Source organism: Gordonia sp. QH-12 (genome assembly GCF_001578675.1).
GTDB lineage: Bacteria > Actinomycetota > Actinomycetes > Mycobacteriales > Mycobacteriaceae > Gordonia > Gordonia sihwensis.
In genome coordinates, this window is sequence record NZ_KQ969290.1 from 59,411 (window position 1) to 74,337 (window position 14,927).

13 protein-coding genes and 1 pseudogene are annotated in these 14,927 nt (G+C 69.8%); 4 read left to right on the forward strand and 10 right to left on the reverse strand.

The genetic code is table 11. The features are described 5' to 3' along the window. Positions 1–22 precede the first annotated feature (22 nt). Genes Y710_RS09715 through Y710_RS09725 form a run of 3 tightly spaced genes read right to left on the reverse strand, consistent with a single transcriptional unit; the run spans position 23 to position 3,394 of the window. Positions 23–1,327, reverse strand: a complete 1,305-nt coding sequence (locus Y710_RS09715) for a class I SAM-dependent methyltransferase (RefSeq protein WP_009680155.1) — start codon at positions 1,325–1,327, stop codon at positions 23–25. A gap of 1 nt (position 1,328) precedes the next feature. Next, entirely contained in the window at positions 1,329–2,108 is a 780-nt protein-coding gene (locus Y710_RS09720) for a DUF1365 domain-containing protein (protein WP_009680156.1), read from the reverse strand. After that, positions 2,105–3,394, reverse strand: coding sequence for an NAD(P)/FAD-dependent oxidoreductase (locus Y710_RS09725; protein WP_062367393.1), 1,290 nt, complete (start codon positions 3,392–3,394; stop codon positions 2,105–2,107). Before Y710_RS09725 ends, Y710_RS09720 begins: the two co-directional genes overlap by 4 nt. Positions 3,395–3,491: 97 nt before the next feature. Here Y710_RS09725 and Y710_RS09730 point away from each other — a divergent pair, with 97 nt between their 5' ends. After that, on the forward strand, positions 3,492–4,934 hold the full coding sequence (locus tag Y710_RS09730) for a cryptochrome/photolyase family protein (RefSeq protein WP_045537615.1): 1,443 nt from the start codon (positions 3,492–3,494) through the stop codon (positions 4,932–4,934). Between the two features lie 62 nt (positions 4,935–4,996). On the opposite strand, the pseudogene Y710_RS19105 reads toward Y710_RS09730, so the two are convergent. Together Y710_RS19105 and Y710_RS09735 are read right to left on the reverse strand one after the other, a co-directional pair. Then, positions 4,997–5,122, reverse strand: a pseudogene (locus tag Y710_RS19105) (lipocalin family protein); the annotation flags it as partial. Between the two features lie 143 nt (positions 5,123–5,265). Beyond that, entirely contained in the window at positions 5,266–5,892 is a 627-nt protein-coding gene (locus tag Y710_RS09735) for a fasciclin domain-containing protein (RefSeq protein WP_062395538.1), read from the reverse strand. Positions 5,893–6,120: 228 nt separating this feature from the next. Here Y710_RS09735 and Y710_RS09740 point away from each other — a divergent pair, with 228 nt between their 5' ends. After that, the gene (locus tag Y710_RS09740; RefSeq protein ID WP_009680160.1) at positions 6,121–7,911 is read left to right on the forward strand and encodes a cytochrome c biogenesis protein CcdA; all 1,791 of its coding nucleotides are present in this window, start codon (positions 6,121–6,123) and stop codon (positions 7,909–7,911) included. Between the two features lie 59 nt (positions 7,912–7,970). Here the strand turns inward: Y710_RS09740 and Y710_RS09745 are convergent, their stop codons facing one another. Both Y710_RS09745 and Y710_RS09750 read right to left on the reverse strand, forming a co-directional pair. After that, on the reverse strand, positions 7,971–8,414 hold the full coding sequence (locus tag Y710_RS09745) for an SRPBCC family protein (RefSeq protein ID WP_009680161.1): 444 nt from the start codon (positions 8,412–8,414) through the stop codon (positions 7,971–7,973). A gap of 14 nt (positions 8,415–8,428) precedes the next feature. Beyond that, complete coding sequence (locus Y710_RS09750) at positions 8,429–9,373, reverse strand: SDR family NAD(P)-dependent oxidoreductase (RefSeq protein ID WP_045537610.1); 945 nt, start codon at positions 9,371–9,373, stop codon at positions 8,429–8,431. Between the two features lie 173 nt (positions 9,374–9,546). On the opposite strand from Y710_RS09750, the gene Y710_RS09755 reads away from it, so the two are divergent. Next, positions 9,547–10,902 (forward strand): TIGR01777 family oxidoreductase, encoded by a 1,356-nt coding sequence (locus Y710_RS09755; protein ID WP_009680163.1) that lies wholly within the window; start codon positions 9,547–9,549, stop codon positions 10,900–10,902. A 57-nt stretch (positions 10,903–10,959) separates the two neighbouring features. On the opposite strand, the gene Y710_RS09760 is transcribed toward Y710_RS09755, so the two are convergent. The 3 genes from Y710_RS09760 to Y710_RS09770 all read right to left on the reverse strand — a co-directional run bounded on the left by Y710_RS09760 (position 10,960) and on the right by Y710_RS09770 (position 13,175). Next, positions 10,960–11,511 carry a lipocalin family protein gene (locus tag Y710_RS09760; protein ID WP_009680164.1) on the reverse strand — a complete coding sequence of 184 codons (552 nt, stop codon included), beginning with the start codon at positions 11,509–11,511 and terminating at the stop codon, positions 10,960–10,962. A 181-nt stretch (positions 11,512–11,692) separates the two neighbouring features. Further along, positions 11,693–12,121 carry a hypothetical protein gene (locus tag Y710_RS09765; protein ID WP_231875718.1) on the reverse strand — a complete coding sequence of 143 codons (429 nt, stop codon included), beginning with the start codon at positions 12,119–12,121 and terminating at the stop codon, positions 11,693–11,695. Positions 12,122–12,290: 169 nt separating this feature from the next. Next, positions 12,291–13,175 carry an exodeoxyribonuclease III gene (locus tag Y710_RS09770; RefSeq protein ID WP_045539615.1) on the reverse strand — a complete coding sequence of 295 codons (885 nt, stop codon included), beginning with the start codon at positions 13,173–13,175 and terminating at the stop codon, positions 12,291–12,293. An 89-nt stretch (positions 13,176–13,264) separates the two neighbouring features. Between Y710_RS09770 and Y710_RS09775 the strand changes: the two genes are divergently transcribed. After that, positions 13,265–14,875 carry a helix-turn-helix domain-containing protein gene (locus Y710_RS09775; RefSeq protein ID WP_045539617.1) on the forward strand — a complete coding sequence of 537 codons (1,611 nt, stop codon included), beginning with the start codon at positions 13,265–13,267 and terminating at the stop codon, positions 14,873–14,875. Positions 14,876–14,927: the final 52 nt, after the last annotated feature.

Below are 14,927 nucleotides of genomic sequence, written 5' to 3' on the forward strand. Positions count from 1 at the left end.
CTAGCCGGAGCGAACGCGACAGTCATGACAGACGGGGCGTCTGTGACACCGCGGGCTTCGCGAAGCCGAGCTGGTACACGTCCAGGTAGCCGGACCGGAAGCCGGCCTCGGAGTAGGCCAGGTAGAACGTCCACATCCGACGGAACACGGAGTCGAACCCGAGGTCGGCGATGACGGCGTCGCTACGAACGAACCGCTCGCGCCACAACCGCAGCGTCCGCGCGTAGTGGCATCCCATCGCCTTCTCATCGACCAGGTCGAGTCCGGTGTGGGCGGTCGTGACCTCGCGCAGCGCTTCGATCGAGGGGAGCTGGCCGCCGGGGAAGATGTACTTGTGCACCCAGGTGTACGTGCCCTCGGACGCCAGCATCCGCGCGTGCGGCATGGTGATCACCTGGACGGCGGCGCGACCACCGGGCACCAGCACCCGATCGAGCGTGCGGAAGTACGCCGGCCAGAATTCGCGACCGACCGCTTCGAGCATCTCCACCGAGACGATCGCGTCGTACTCGCCGTCGACGAGCCGGTAGTCCAGCAGGTCGACGCTGACCCGATCGGCGAAGCCGGCCGCGGCGACGCGCTCGAGCGCCAGCTCGCGTTGTTCGCTGGACAGGGTCAGCGATCGGACGTGCGCACCGCGCGCGGCAGCGCGGAGGCAGAGTTCGCCCCATCCGGTGCCGATCTCCAACAGCCGGGTTCCCTCGCCGACGCCCGCCTGGTCCAACAGGCGGTCGATCTTCGCGCGTTGCGCGTCGGCGAGCATCGACCAGTCCGCCGTCTCCGCAGCCGAATCCGAGCCGAAGTAGGCACTCGAATAGCTCAGCGTCTCGTCGAGGAAGGCTCCGAAGAGCTCGTTGGACAGGTCGTAGTGCCGGGCGATGTTGGACCGCGTGTTCGCGACGGTGTTCTGCTCGTCATCGGGGTGGCCAGGCAGCACCAGCGAACGGAGTCGCTGGAGCGGCGCGGGCACCAGTTCCGCGACGCGTTCGGCGAACGGGGTGAGCACGCCGACGAGGTCGTCGGTGGTCCAGTCCCCCGCCATGTACGCCTCACCGAATCCGATGAGCCCGGACGTGCCGAGCCGGTGGAACAACGACTCGGGGTCGCGCACGATCATCCGCGGAAGCACCGCGTCGGACGCGGCACCTCCCAGCCGTCCGTCGGGGTATTCGACCGAGATCGGGAGACGTCGAGTGGCGGCGGCGAAGAGTCGACCGGCGGCGAGGGCGCGGAGGCGGGACGTCGGTCGGTGTGCCACATCGGGCCACGCCCGAGGGTCCACGTGGATGTCGGCGGGCGAGTACGGGAGGCGGTGATCGGTGGTCATGTCACGAGTCCTTCGGTCGGCGAAGTGCATGCGGGGGGTCGGCGGGAATCGGGTCAGCGGGTCGATCGACGATGCGCAGGCCTCGCGCCCACAGCCACACACCGTGGATGCGGATGCGAGCGGCAACGAGCCACGGGGCGAGCGGGGCGGTGAGTTGCGCGGTGATCACCGCACCGACGGTGGCCGCTCGCGTTCGGCCGACGAGCGTCGCGGTGAACGGCGCCTGACCGGGCCGGTCCAGAATCACCGAGAGCCGGACGCGGCCCGCGGGATCCGGTTCGGGCAGCGCCAGACGGTAGCGGCCGGAGACGTCGTTGAACGGCGAGACGTAGAACTCCTTCTCCACCTCGGCACGACCGGCCGCGTCGGTGCGCACCAGGTAGCAGTGCCGACCGCCGTACGTGTTGTGCACTTCAGCGACGACGTACTGCAGGGCGCCCGCCGCGTCGTGGCACCAGAACACGGTCAGCGGATTGAAGACATAGCCGGCCACCCGCGGTGAGAGCAGCGCGGTCACCGCTCCGGTCGGGCGGGCGACGCCGACATCATCGAGGTGGGAGTCGAGACGACTGCGCAGGGTGTCGCCCGATTGCGCGGGCTGAGGGAAGTGGTCGGCCGCCCGGAAGCGCGCCGCCCAGCGCAGGGCTCGCGGGAGTTCCGGGAGCTCGTCGATGTCGACGAACCAACTCAGACTGCGGTGCGCGAACCGGTGGTCGACGGGCTCGCGCCGTACATGGTTGATCCGCGTCGCGACGAGTGACGGGGTCGAAGGCGCGGTCATCGCGCCGCCACCGCCTGGGTCTGCGTCGACGTGGGCCAGGTGCCGCCGAGGAGCTGCGCAGCGCGCGCCCCCGAGGCCGCGCCGTCCTCGTGGAAGCCCCACCCGTGGTAGGCGCCGGCGAAGACGACGGCCCGGGTGTCGATCTGCGGCAGTCGCTGCTGCGCCGCCACCGAGCCGAGGTCGTAGATCGGATGCTCGTAGCGCATCTCCGCGACGACCGTCGTCGGGTCGACCAGGTCGGTACGTCCCATCGTCACGAGGTGGCGTGGACCGTCGCCCGGCAGTCGCATCAGGCGGGTCATGTCGTAGGTGACGGCGATCCCGCTGCCGTCGGGCACGCTGTCGTCGCGGATCTGGTAGTTCCAGGACGCCCGCGCGTTCATCGCGACGGGGAGCAGGCTCTCGTCGGTGTGCAGGACCGCAGGCTTCCCGACGTAGCCGATGGCGCCCAGCACGTCGGCCTGCAGCGTCGTCGGCGCCCGGAGCATCGACAGCGCCTGGTGCGGGTGCGTCGCGACCACGGCGGCGTCGAACAGAGAGGTGGTTCCGCCGGCGGTCACCGCGACACCGGAGCCGATCTCGGCGAGGTCGTCGACGGGGGCGGACAGTCGGATCTCGCCGCCGTGCGCACGCACGTGGTCGGCGACCGCGCGAACATAGGTCGCCGAACCGCCGACCACTGTGCGCCACTCGGGTGAGCCGTGGACCGACAGCATCCCGTGATGGTCGAGGAAGGTGAAGAGATACCGGGCCGGATAGCGGGCGGCCGTCTGCTCATCGCACGACCACACGGCGGCCACCAGCGGCAACAGGAAGTTCTCGCGGAAGTAGCCCGACAGGCGGCTGCGGCGCACGAAGTCGTCGAGGGACTGGTCGTCGCCGGGATCGTCGAGCACGCGGCGCGCCAGCCGATGGAACCGACTGACCTCCGCCAGCATCAGCAGGTAGCGGCCGCGCACCAGATTTCGTGGGACAGGGAACAGACCCGACAGGCCGCGCGCGCCCGCGTACTCGAGACCGGTCAGTTCCGAACGGACCGACATCGACATGTCGGTGGCCTGGGTCGCGACGCCGAGGTCGTCGAAGAGTCGGCACAGGGTGGGATAGGTGCGGTCGTTGTGGACGATGAAGCCGGAGTCGACCGGCATCGGCGAGCCGTCGGCGGCGGTCACCTGGTGCGTGTGGGCGTGCCCGCCGAGGCGGTCATCGGCCTCGAAGATCGTCACCTGAGCGCTCGGTGCCAGGAGGTAGGCGGCCGTCAATCCGGCCACGCCGCCGCCGATCACCGCGACTCGTCGTGCCGTGGGCTGAAGGTCATTGGTTGCAGTCACGGAAGCCATTCGGAGCCACCGCGCGAGCGGATGGGTGGGCACACTGGAAACCATGAACTCACCGTCCATCGTCTGGTTTCGCCGCGATCTCCGCCTCTCCGATCTGCCGTCGCTGTCGGCCGCGGCTGACCGCGCGGAGTCGGCGCTCGCCGTCTTCGTGCTCGACGACGCCCTGGTGCGTCCGTCGGGTGCACCGCGGACCACCTTCCTCGCCGGATGCCTGGAGGCTCTCGACGCCGATCTCGGCGGGCGGCTCCTGGTGGTGTCGGGCGATCCGGTTCAGGTGATCCCCGAGCTCGTCGACGTTCTGTCCGTCGACTCGGTGCATGTGAGTGAGGATTTCGGCCCGTACGGGCGTGCCCGGGACGAGGCGGTGGAGGCGGCCCTGCCGGCCTCGGTGCCGCTGATTCGGACCGGCTCCCCGTACGCGGTGTCGCCCGGGCGCGTCCGCACCAAGGCCGGCGGGCCCTACCGTGTCTTCACTCCGTTCAAGCGGGCGTGGCTCGACCACGGCTGGCATTCGCCCGCGCTGACGGGACCGGACACCGTCGACTGGCTCGACCCGGATTCGATTCTTCCGCGCGGCCGCATCGAACGTGTGGGACGTGCCGCCGTCGCCGAGCTGCTGACCGAGGAGGCGAGCGACGCCGCGGCGTTGCCCGTCGCCGGGGAGAAGGCCGCGCTCGAGCGATGGCGCGCGTTCCGGGACGGCGGGACCAGCGAGCTGGATCGTTACGCCGACGACCGCAACCGGCCCGATCTCGACGCGACGTCACGCCTGTCGCCGTACCTGAAGTTCGGCTGCCTCCATCCGCGAACGATCCTGCACGATCTGCGGGCGCGGACCGACGACGGCGCAACCACCCTGCGCAGTGAGCTGGCCTGGCGCGACTTCTACGCGGATGTCCTCTTCCATCGCCCCGAGACTGCTCGCACCGGCGTCGACGCGAAGTTCGATCGGATGGAGTACGACAGCGGCCCGGACGCGGATGCGGCGTTCGACGCCTGGTGCCGCGGCAGGACCGGGTATCCGATCGTCGACGCCGGGATGCGCCAACTGCTGGCGGAGGGCTGGATGCACAACCGGGTGAGGATGATCGTGGCGTCGTTCCTCACGAAGGATCTGCACCTGCCGTGGTGGCGCGGCGCGCGGTACTTCATGACGCACCTGGTCGACGGCGACCTCGCGTCCAACCAGCACGGCTGGCAGTGGACGGCAGGCTGCGGCACCGATGCCGCCCCGTACTTCCGGGTGTTCAATCCGGTGTCCCAGGGCGAACGCTTCGACCCTTCGGGCGACTACGTGCGCCGCTGGGTGCCCGAGCTTCGCAGCATCGCAGGCAAGGCCGTCCATCGGCCGTGGAAGCAGGCGGGCGGACGCACGGCCGAGCCCGCCCTGTTCGACGCTGCCGACGGCGACCGAGGCTACCCGCCGCCGATCGTCGACCACGCTGAGGAACGCGTGGTGGCCCTGGCTCGCTACCGCGATCTGTGACGCGCGACGCCCGTCATCCCAGGCGGGCGAGTTCCTCCGGCAGACCGACGGCACCCCGCACCGCGGACCGACTTCCACTGCGTCGACGACAGGACCGGTGTTCTGGAGAGCACGAAGCCGGACGTCCGGGCGGGGTCGGTCACCAGCGCCCACGAGTAGTCCCTGCCGAGCGCCACGATCACACAGTTCGGCGGGTGGTGGCGACCGCGCTGCGGACGGTCACTCCACGCTGCTCCGACATCGTCTATTCTCCTGGTCTCCACAACGTTCCTGGTACGGACAGCATCGGCGCGCGGAGCGCACGCCCGCTACCCCGCCGCCGATGCGCTCATCACTTGTCGGCGGGCGGAGTGAGGACCTTGTCGATCAGGTAGACGGTCGCGTTGGCGGTGTGCACGCCACCGCAGATCACCCGCGCTCCGTCGACCGACAGATCATCGCCGCTGCCGGTGACCTCGACGGTCGCGCCCTCGACGGTCTTGTGCTTGCCGACGACCTGATCGGGACCGAGCTGACCGGAGACGACGTGATAGGTCAGCAGGGACTTGAGCGCGGGCGCGTCGGTCTTGAGCATGTCGAGAGTGCCCGGATCGACCTTGGCGAAGGCGTCGTCGACCGGCGCGAACACCGTGAACTCGCCGCCGTTGAGCGTGTCGACGAGGTTCACCTGGGGGTTGAGCTTGCCCGACAACGCATCGGTGAGCGTGGTCAGCATCGGGTTGTTCGACGCGGCCACGGCGACCGGTGACGTCGCCATGCCGGTCACCGAGCCCGGTCCGGTCGGCACCTTCTTGGCGTAGTCGGCGCAGCCCGGTCCCACCAGATCCGCGGCGGGGTCGGCGCTCATCGGCGACGAGTTCATGGCCGTGGTCGCCATCGGCGAGCTCGACGCCGCACTGTCCATGTCGTCACTCGAGCAGGCGGTCATCGACGCCGCGACAGCGAGGGCGAATCCCATCGCAGTCACCTTGACGGCCGTCTTTCTTCCTGCGCGCATCGTTCGTGTTCTCATCGGCTGCTCTCCCTTGTCGTGGACCGCGGCGGTTGCCTGGGTCATCAGCAGTGCCGTCAGTCATTCGGGGCGGTCGCGAAAACGGATGGGTCCGATGTCGACGCGTTCTCGGTCGAGCCTGCTAGACCCGACCGCGCGACCCATCCGGGACCGGTACCGCGCCGAATGACCTGCATGACCTCACTGATAGCGATCGGCTTCGTCGGCGGACTCATCACCGGGATCTCACCGTGCATCCTGCCGGTGCTGCCGGTCCTGTTCTTCTCGGGCGCCCAGAACGCGCGCACCGACGACGCAGACGGGAACGCCGAGGGTGTCGCCGAGGACGCAGGGGACGCGTCGACGCGACGGGACCGCCTCGCCGAGAGCTCCCGCCCCTACCGGGTCATCGCCGGCCTCGTGACGAGTTTCTCGCTCGTCACCCTGGTGGGGTCGAGTCTGCTGTCGCTGGTGCGCCTGCCCCAGGACAGCATCCGGTGGGCCGGTCTGGTGGTGCTGACCGCGATCGGGTTGGGACTGATCTTCCCGCGGATCGAGCAGCTCCTGGAGAAGCCCTTCGCACGACTGCCCCAGCGTTCGGTCGGTCGAGGTCGTTCCGGCTTCGGCCTGGGACTGGCGCTGGGCGTGCTGTACGTGCCGTGCGCGGGCCCGGTGCTCGCCGCGATCGTGGTCGCGGGCGCGACCGGTGAGATCGGGGCCCGCACCGTGGTCCTGACCTTGTCGTTCGCGATCGGCGCGACACTGCCCCTGCTGTTCTTCGCTCTCGCCGGGCGACGAGTCGCCGAGCGCGTCGGAGCGTTTCGCCGCAGGCAGCGCCTGATCCGCGTCGCAGGCGGCGTGGTGATGATCGCGTTGGCCGTCGGACTGGTCTTCGACGTTCCCGGCGCACTGCAACGCACGATCCCCGACTACACCGGAGCCTTGCAGAACTCCGTCGGCGGCGGCGATGATCTGAACCGCCGGCTCGATCTCGGCGGAATCGTGACCGACGAGAACCGACAGCTCAGCAACTGCACCGACGGCGCCGAGGAGTTGCAGAGCTGCGGCGCCGCACCCCGGTTGACGGGCATCACCGACTGGTTCAACACTCCCGACGGCCAGGCGCTGCCCCTGTCGCACCTTCGGGGGAAGGTGGTCTTGATCGACTTCTGGGCGTACTCGTGCATCAACTGCCAGCGAGCGATCCCGCACGTCGTGGACTGGTACCGCGCGTATCGCGACAGCGGTCTGGAGGTGATCGGCGTGCACACCCCGGAGTACGCATTCGAGAAGGTGCCGGCCAATGTCGTCACTGCCGCGCGGCGCCTGGGCATCGAGTACCCGATCGCGCTCGATCCGGCGTTCTCGACGTGGACGAATTATCGGAACAGCTACTGGCCGGCGCAGTACCTGATCGACGCGTCCGGGACCGTCCGGCACATCGACTTCGGCGAGGGCGGATACGAACAGTCCGAGCGGCTGATCCGAGAGCTGCTGACCGACGCGCATCCGGGGATCGATCTGCCGCGGCCCACCGAACAGACAGACACCACGCCCACCGAGGCGACCACTCCCGAGACATATCTGGGAGTCGGCAAGGTCGTCAACTACGGCGGTTCCACGCCCTACCGTGCAGGCACCGCCGACTTCGAGTCGCCCCGCGAACTTCGCTCCGACACCTTCGCTCTCGGCGGTCGCTGGACGCTGGACTATCAGGGAGCGCGCGCCGACCACGACGCGACCATCACCCTCGACTACCGCGCGAAGGACGTCTACATCGTCGCGGGCGGCACCGGAACGATCAGCGTCACCGGCAGCGGCGGGACTGGCGACGGCGGGACTGTCGGCAGCGGGCCGGTCGCCTCGCTTCCGATCAGCGGACCGCCGACTCTGCACCGGATCGTGCACAGCTCGGCCGCCGAGCGCGGTCGCGTCGAGGTGTCGATCCCTGAGGGCATGACGGTCTTCTCGTTCACGTACGGGTGACGTCGGCCGGTCCGCGGTGCTCGCCGCGCCGCTCCCCTTCCCCGCTCGACCGACGCCGATCATCCCAGGCGGGCAAGTTCCTCCGACAGACCGACGGCACCCTGTTCCAGCAGCCTGCGGACCGCGGGGCGCAGCAGCGGCGCAAGCAGGCCGAACACCCCGTGGAAGTCGAACTCCACCGCATAGGTGACGGCGGTGCCGTCCGGTCGCGGCTCGATCCGAATGGTGTCGACCGCGGTCACCGCGGGCTTCTCCCCGCGCAAGCGGATCAACGTGTGCGGCTGCAGGTCGACGAGCCGGTAGTCGAGGTCGGTCTCGCGACCGGCGAACCGACTGGTGACGCGGTAGACGACATCGCCGCTCGGCGTGCCGGCGTCGTCGGACAGCCGAATCACCTTCACTGCGTTCGGGTCCCACTGTTCGGCGTTGGTGAAGTCCGCCAGGTAATCGAAGACGGCGACGGCCGGGGCCGTCGTCGTGACGGTGCGCTGCATGCTGATCATGGCTGTGTTCCTCCTCAGAGTCCGGCGGCCGCGAGGACGTCGTTCCAGACGGCGCGACGGTCGGCCTCGTTCGTTTCTCCCGACAGCAGCCGGTAGTTCATCGGGCGCGGGCGGCGGTCGTGCCAGAAGCGGCCGGTCGGAGGTCTCGGGGCGGTCGCCGCCAGCCAGACCGCGGTGTCAGCGCCCTGCTCTACGGTGCGCAGCAGCGGACCCATCGCGCGTCCGAAGCGTGGCAGCGACTCGGCGACCCCGGGGGTGTCGACCCAGCCAGGATGCATGCCCGCCGTCATGACGCTCGCGTCCGCCCACCGCTCGGCGAGGATCGGCACCATCTCGGTCTGGATCCGTTTGCTCCGCGCGTAGGCCCGCGCACCGCGGTATTCGCCGGACCGGTAGTCGATGTCACCGACCGGCAGCGCCGCGGTGTACATGCCGCCGGACGACATGAAGATCACCCGCGCGTCCGAGCTCGCCGCGAGCTGCGGGAGCAGTCGTTCGGTGAGTCGGATCGGGCCGAGGACGTGGGTCGCCAGCGACAGTTCGTGCCCGTCCGGAGACTCGGTGCGCGTAGGGGGCATCACGCCCGCGTTGTGCACTACGACGTCGACGGAGTCTTCGGCGAGCCGGGCAGCCAGATCGTCGACGTCGTGGGGGTCCGACATGTCGCCGAGTTCGATACTGACCCGGGCGTGGGGTCGTCGTGCCTCGAGGTCGGCGCGGACACGGTCGGCGCGTTCGCGATCCCGTCCCACCAGGATCACTCGACCGCCCAGCGCCAGTGCGCCGGCGGCGATGGCCGCGCCGATGCCGGAGGTCGCGCCCGTCACCACCACGGTCCTCCCGGTCAGCACTTCCGGTTGAGGATCTTCGTCGGGCCACGACGCCGCGCGCACCCGGTACCCCACCCGCGAGTAACCGGCGACCACCGCTCGGTCGAGTGCTGTGTCGAGCAGTTTCATCGGTGTTCCATGCCTTTCCGTTGTCCGGACACTGCAGTCATTCGGAGCGGTCGCCGCTTCGGATCGGTCCTCGGTGTCTCAGGTGGATGACGTCAGGCGATCCGGGTGAGCATCGGCTCCGAATCACTCAGCGTCATGAATCAGCGTCGAACCACCACTGGTAAGGAACCCAGATGAGCTTTGAGCACACCGTCCTTCTCGATGCCCCGATCGACGAGGTCTTCGCATGGCACGAACGCCGTGGAGCATTGCTGCGGCTGCTCCCGCCGTGGCAGCCGATGCGGGCGGTCCGCGAGGCGTCGTCGATCGCCGACGGGCACGCGATCCTCGGTCTGCCCGGCGGATTGCGATGGCGCGCGCAGCATCTCGTCGATGAGTACGACCCGCCGCATCGGTTCGTCGACGAGCGGATCTCCGACGGGATCGCGACCCTTCCCGCCCTGCTGTCCGGTCCGTGGAGGCATGAGCACGTGTTCACCGAAGAGAGCGCGACCACCACCCGCCTCACCGATCGGGTCCACACCGCCGTACCCGGTACGCTGCTGCGGTCCACCTTCCGCTATCGGCACCGGCAGCTGGCCGACGACCTCGCCTCCCACACATCGGCCCGCGCTGCCGGTCTGGCACCGTCGGTGGTGGCGGTCAGCGGCGCCTCCGGAATGGTCGGCTCCCAACTCTGCGCGTTCCTCACCACCGGCGGCCATCGGGTGATCCGCCTCGTTCGCCACGACCCGCGGAGCCGTGACGAACGTCGGTGGGACCCCGACGCCCCGGCCGCCGACCTGCTCGACGGGGTCGACGCGGTGATCCATCTCGCGGGAGCCCCGATCGCCGGCCGATTCACGGACCGGCACCGTGCCGCGGTGCGCGACAGCCGCGTCGGACCGACGCGCCGCCTCGCGGACGCGGCCGTCGGCGCCACGGACGGACCGACGGTGTTCATCAGCGCCTCGGCGATCGGCTTCTACGGGCACGAACGGCCTGACGAGACGCTCGACGAGAGCGCCGCCTCCGGCGACGACTTCCTCGCAGACGTCGTGCGGTCGTGGGAGGAGGCGACTGCGCCCGCAGCGCAGGGCGGTCTCCGGACCGTGCAGGTGCGGACCGGCATCGTCCAGAGCCCGCGCGGGGGCACCCTGCAGATCCAGCGTCCGCTGTTCACGGCGGGTCTCGGCGGTCGTCTGGGCAGCGGGAAGCAGGTGCTGTCGTGGATCGACCTGGACGACCTCGTCGACGTCTATCACCGCGCACTGTACGACGCCGACCTGTCCGGCCCGGTGAACGCGACGGCTCCGGAACCCGTCACCGGGACCGAGTACGCGAAGACTCTCGCATCGGTGTTGCGGCGGCCTGCGCTGCTGCCGACGCCCGCGCTCGGCCCACGGCTGATTCTCGGTGACCAGGGCGCCCGCGAGCTGGCGCTGGCCGACCAGCGCGCGGTGCCCGCAGCGCTCGCCGACCGGGGACATCGGTTCCGCAGGGGATCGCTCGAGGCCTGCCTCCGGCACCAGTTGGGTCGCATGCACTGAGCCGCTGCACGCCGAGGTCGCCTTCACGACGACCTCGGCGTGCGACGGTCGGAGAGATCAGTCGCAGAGTCGGCGGATCTGCTCGAAGCCACCGGTCGTCGGCGACGTCAGATACAGGCAGTCGTCGTTGCCTGCTCGCGCGATGGCGCGTCGGACGGCGGACCATTGCTTCGAGGACAGCGACGGCGTACGGGAGAGGACGAACCCTGAGCCCCGGCGCGAATCGGTGACGTGCGCCCACGAGTAGTCCGGTCCCACTGCGGTCACGATGTAGTTGGCGCGCCCGCGATCCGGATTCGGGATGCCCGGGAAGCTCACATGCAGCCGTGCGTCGGTCTTCGTGTCCAGCACGGTGGCGGTGCCCTTGATCCGGTTCTTCTGCCCGGTCCACGTGGTGCACGAATTGCGAACCGTGACAGCGCCACGCGGGCTGAGCGAGTACCGCGCCTGGGTGTCACGTGCGCAGACCAGGTTGAACGCCTGCGGAACGGCCGCCAGCTGATGCCAGGTGCCCAGGTACTCCGACAGGTCGAACCCGGCGAACGGCGCGGGTGACGCCGCATCGGCTGCCGCGGGGACTGCGGCGGTACACGCGACGGCAGTAAGCATGATCGCGAGGGCGCGTCGTCTCAGGCCGCCTCGGGCTCGACGAATAGTGACTGGTGCGGTCGGGGCTGACATGGCGGTCTCCTGATCCTGTGGTGCGACATTTCCGCGGCGGCGTCGACGAAGACGGACGCCATCAAGGATTCGGAGACGGATCTGATTCGGATGGGTGACGACTGCGCCGTCAGAGCTTCCCGAACGACACGCCCTTGTACGTCCACCCGGCGCCGGTCACGGCGTCCTGGATCGGCTCTTTGATCTCCCCGGTGCGGAACCGATAGTTGTACACCTGGCCGTACTGGCCCTGCTCGGTGAACGCGTACGCGGTCCCGAACGACGCCTCCACCTTCTGCCCGCGGAAGGCCTCGGCCTTCATCGACAGCGACGGCACCCCCGCGCGCCATTCGACGGTCCACTCACGGTCGACGGCACGGACCTCGTGCTGCGCGGGATCCAGCTTCAGGAGGATCTGGAAGACCGAGGTCAGCGACGCCTTCGCGAAGACTTCGTACCAGCGGGCGTCGACCATCCGCCATTCGGCGACGAAGTCGCAGCCCTCGTCGGACCGGGCCGGTCGGATCTGGAAGGGCGCCGTCGGACGATTCACCGCCATGATGGCGTTCGCGACCTCCTGCGGGCTGCGCGGGGGTTCCGGCGGCAGGTTTCTTGGTGCCGGTCAGCTTGTCGAAGAGTCCCATGTGCTCGACCGTATCCGCTGGTGACGGCGGTGTGGAGGGGTGTCGTGCGTCCGACCGACGGAGGTGGTGCCGGGTCCCGGCTTCTCAGTCGCCGATCGTGTGCGGCAGCTTCACCGAACCTGCGGCAGGCTTCGAGGGCCGCGACGGCGGCGGAACCACCGGACCCACGTCGCCGTCGGGTGCGACGTCCAGGTCGAGTAAGACCGGCGCATGGTCGCTGGGCTTGGTGCCCTTGCGCGCCTGCCGGTCCACCCACGACGCCTTCGCGCGCTCGGCCACCGAACCGCCGGCGAGGAGGAAGTCGATCCGCATGCCGAGGTCCTTGTGGAACATCCCCGCGCGGTAGTCCCAGTACGTGTAGATCTGCTTGTCGGGCCAGTGCTCGCGCATCACGTCGTGCAGACCGAGGGCCTTGAGCGCCGCGAAGGCCTCGCGTTCCGCAGGCGTCACGTGGGTGTGTCCGACGAAGGACTCCGGGTCGAAGCAGTCGGCGTCGGTCGGGATGATGTTGTAGTCGCCGCAGATGACGGTCGTATCGGCGTCGGGCTCGACGGCCAGCCGCAGCTTCTCCAGCCAGTTCAACTTGTAGTTGTAGTGGTCGGAGTCCACTTCGCGGCCGTTCGGCACGTACACCGAGTAGACGCGCACACCGCCGCAGACTGCGGACACGGCTCGCCCCTCCGGCGCACCGTCGGCGTCCGGGAAGCCCGGCGCGTCGGGGAACGCGACGCGGACGTCGTCGAGCCCCACCCTGCTCAGCAGGGCGACGCCGTTCCACTGCCCCTGCCCGGCGTGCGCGAACTCGTAGCCGCGCGCCGCGAGCTCGTCACCGAGCTCGGCGGCGAACGCCTCGTCGGACACCTTGGTCTCCTGCAGGCACACGACGTCGGGCTGACGGTCGTCCAACCAGGGCAGAAGTCGCGGTACCCGCTGCTTGACAGAGTTCACGTTCCAGGTCGCCAGGCGCATACCGGTCACCGTAGTCGGGGCCGCGAGCGGACTCGGAACCCGCACCGCCCTTCTAGCCCGACACCTGTAATCCGTGTCACAGTAGACCCGTGACAACCCAGCTCCCTCAGCGCGACGTGATCGCAGCATCGTGGCGACGCGTGCAGTCGTCGGGCCTGGAGCCCGACGATCGTCCCGTCCCGACGCTCTCCGACATCGCCGCCGCCGACCCGCTCCTCGACGCCGCGCGGCCCGTGCTCGCGCGCGCGGCCGAGGTCCTCGGCGGAACCAAGACGGCGCTACTGCTGGTCGACGACCAGAGTCGGATGGTGGCCCGGGTGTCCGCGGACACCACCCTGGAGCGGCATCTCGCCGACTCCGGTGCCGTCGATGGCGCCGCCTTCGACGAGGAGGCGATGGGCACGACCGCCCTCGGCACCACCGCGGAGGTCCGCGGCGACCTCGTCATCAACGGCGGCGAGCACTACCTGGAGCAGTTCCGGAGGCTGAGCTGCTTCGGCCGCCCGATCATCCACCCCGCCACCCGCCGCGTGGCGGGCGTGATCTGCATGACGGAGATCGCGCCCCGCATCAACCCGCTGTCGGTGCCGCTGGTCCGCGGGCTCGTCGACGACATCGCCGAGCGACTGCTGAACCGCTCCCACGCCGAGCACCGGGCCGTCGTCGCGGCGTTCGAGAAGGCATCCCGGCGGCGCGACGTCGCGGTCGCCGCGGTGGGCGACGACCTGCAGCTCACCAACACTCTCGCGGCCGGTCTGCTGGGCCCGGGCGACTTCGGCACCCTGCGCATGATGGTCCACGAGGGTTCCTCTCGCGACCGCACCATGACGCTGGTGTCGGGGATCGTCGCCGACGTCGCCGTCGACCGTCTCCCGGGTGTCCGGCACGCGGCCGTCTTCCGTCTGCGCCCGCGCTTGGATCACGACCAGGCTTCCGTCCTGGCGGCCCCCACGACCACCGACGTGGCGTCGATCGCGATCTGCGGCGAGCCGGGAACCGGTCGCAGTTCTCGCGCCGAGGCCCTGGTCCCCGCCGATCGAGTGCTGCTCGACGTCGCCGCCCGCCTGCTCGACGGCACCGTCCCGGACCTCGCCGGCGCGATCCGAGAAGCGCGGTCGCGGGAGACCGGACTGGTGATCGACGGCGCCGACCTCCTCGACGACCGCTCGCTCCGCCTCCTCCAGACGGCGATCGCGACGTACGAGCCGGGCAGGCCGCCGATCGTCGTCATCTCGGAGCCGGCAACGGGTGGTTCGTCCTCCCTCGCCGCGGTGCTCGGCCGCTGCCGCAGCCGGATCACGCTGCCGCCGCTGCGCCAGCGGACCAGTGAGATCGCCGCCATCGGACAGCAACTCGTCGAGCGGATCGATTCCCAGCTGGAGCTCGGATCCGACGCCGCCGACGCCCTGGTCTGCCAGGAGTGGCCGGGCAATCTGACCGAGCTGTCGATCGTGCTCGACGAGGCCGCCGCGGCGGTCCTGGCGCGCGGCTCCCGCCTGGTGACCGCCGCCGACCTGCCCGCCGAGTACCGCGGATCCACCCGCGCCTCTCGACTGATGGGCATGGAGCAGGCGGAGCGGCAGGCGATCATCGACGCGCTCGACGCGTCGGCCGGCAACAAGTCCCACGCCGCGAAGGCCCTGGGCGTCTCCCGGACCACGCTGTACGCCCGCATCCGGGCGCTGGGCATCGGCCGCTGACCCGACCGTCCAGCACCGTCCACCCGCGCTGTTCAGTTTCTGCACACGCACA

Coding starts and splice junctions, on each gene's coding strand:
- Y710_RS09755 (WP_009680163.1), top strand. CDS start 9,547: ATGAGCTTTGAGCACACCGTCCTTCTCGATGCCCCGATCGACGAGGTC.
- Y710_RS09715 (WP_009680155.1), bottom strand. CDS start 1,327: ATGACCACCGATCACCGCCTCCCGTACTCGCCCGCCGACATCCACGTG.
- Y710_RS09745 (WP_009680161.1), bottom strand. CDS start 8,414: ATGATCAGCATGCAGCGCACCGTCACGACGACGGCCCCGGCCGTCGCC.
- Y710_RS09740 (WP_009680160.1), top strand. CDS start 6,121: ATGACCTCACTGATAGCGATCGGCTTCGTCGGCGGACTCATCACCGGG.
- Y710_RS09730 (WP_045537615.1), top strand. CDS start 3,492: ATGAACTCACCGTCCATCGTCTGGTTTCGCCGCGATCTCCGCCTCTCC.
- Y710_RS09765 (WP_231875718.1), bottom strand. CDS start 12,121: ATGGCGGTGAATCGTCCGACGGCGCCCTTCCAGATCCGACCGGCCCGG.
- Y710_RS09760 (WP_009680164.1), bottom strand. CDS start 11,511: ATGCTTACTGCCGTCGCGTGTACCGCCGCAGTCCCCGCGGCAGCCGAT.
- Y710_RS09720 (WP_009680156.1), bottom strand. CDS start 2,108: ATGACCGCGCCTTCGACCCCGTCACTCGTCGCGACGCGGATCAACCAT.
- Y710_RS09770 (WP_045539615.1), bottom strand. CDS start 13,175: ATGCGCCTGGCGACCTGGAACGTGAACTCTGTCAAGCAGCGGGTACCG.
- Y710_RS09750 (WP_045537610.1), bottom strand. CDS start 9,373: ATGAAACTGCTCGACACAGCACTCGACCGAGCGGTGGTCGCCGGTTAC.
- Y710_RS09735 (WP_062395538.1), bottom strand. CDS start 5,892: ATGGGATTCGCCCTCGCTGTCGCGGCGTCGATGACCGCCTGCTCGAGT.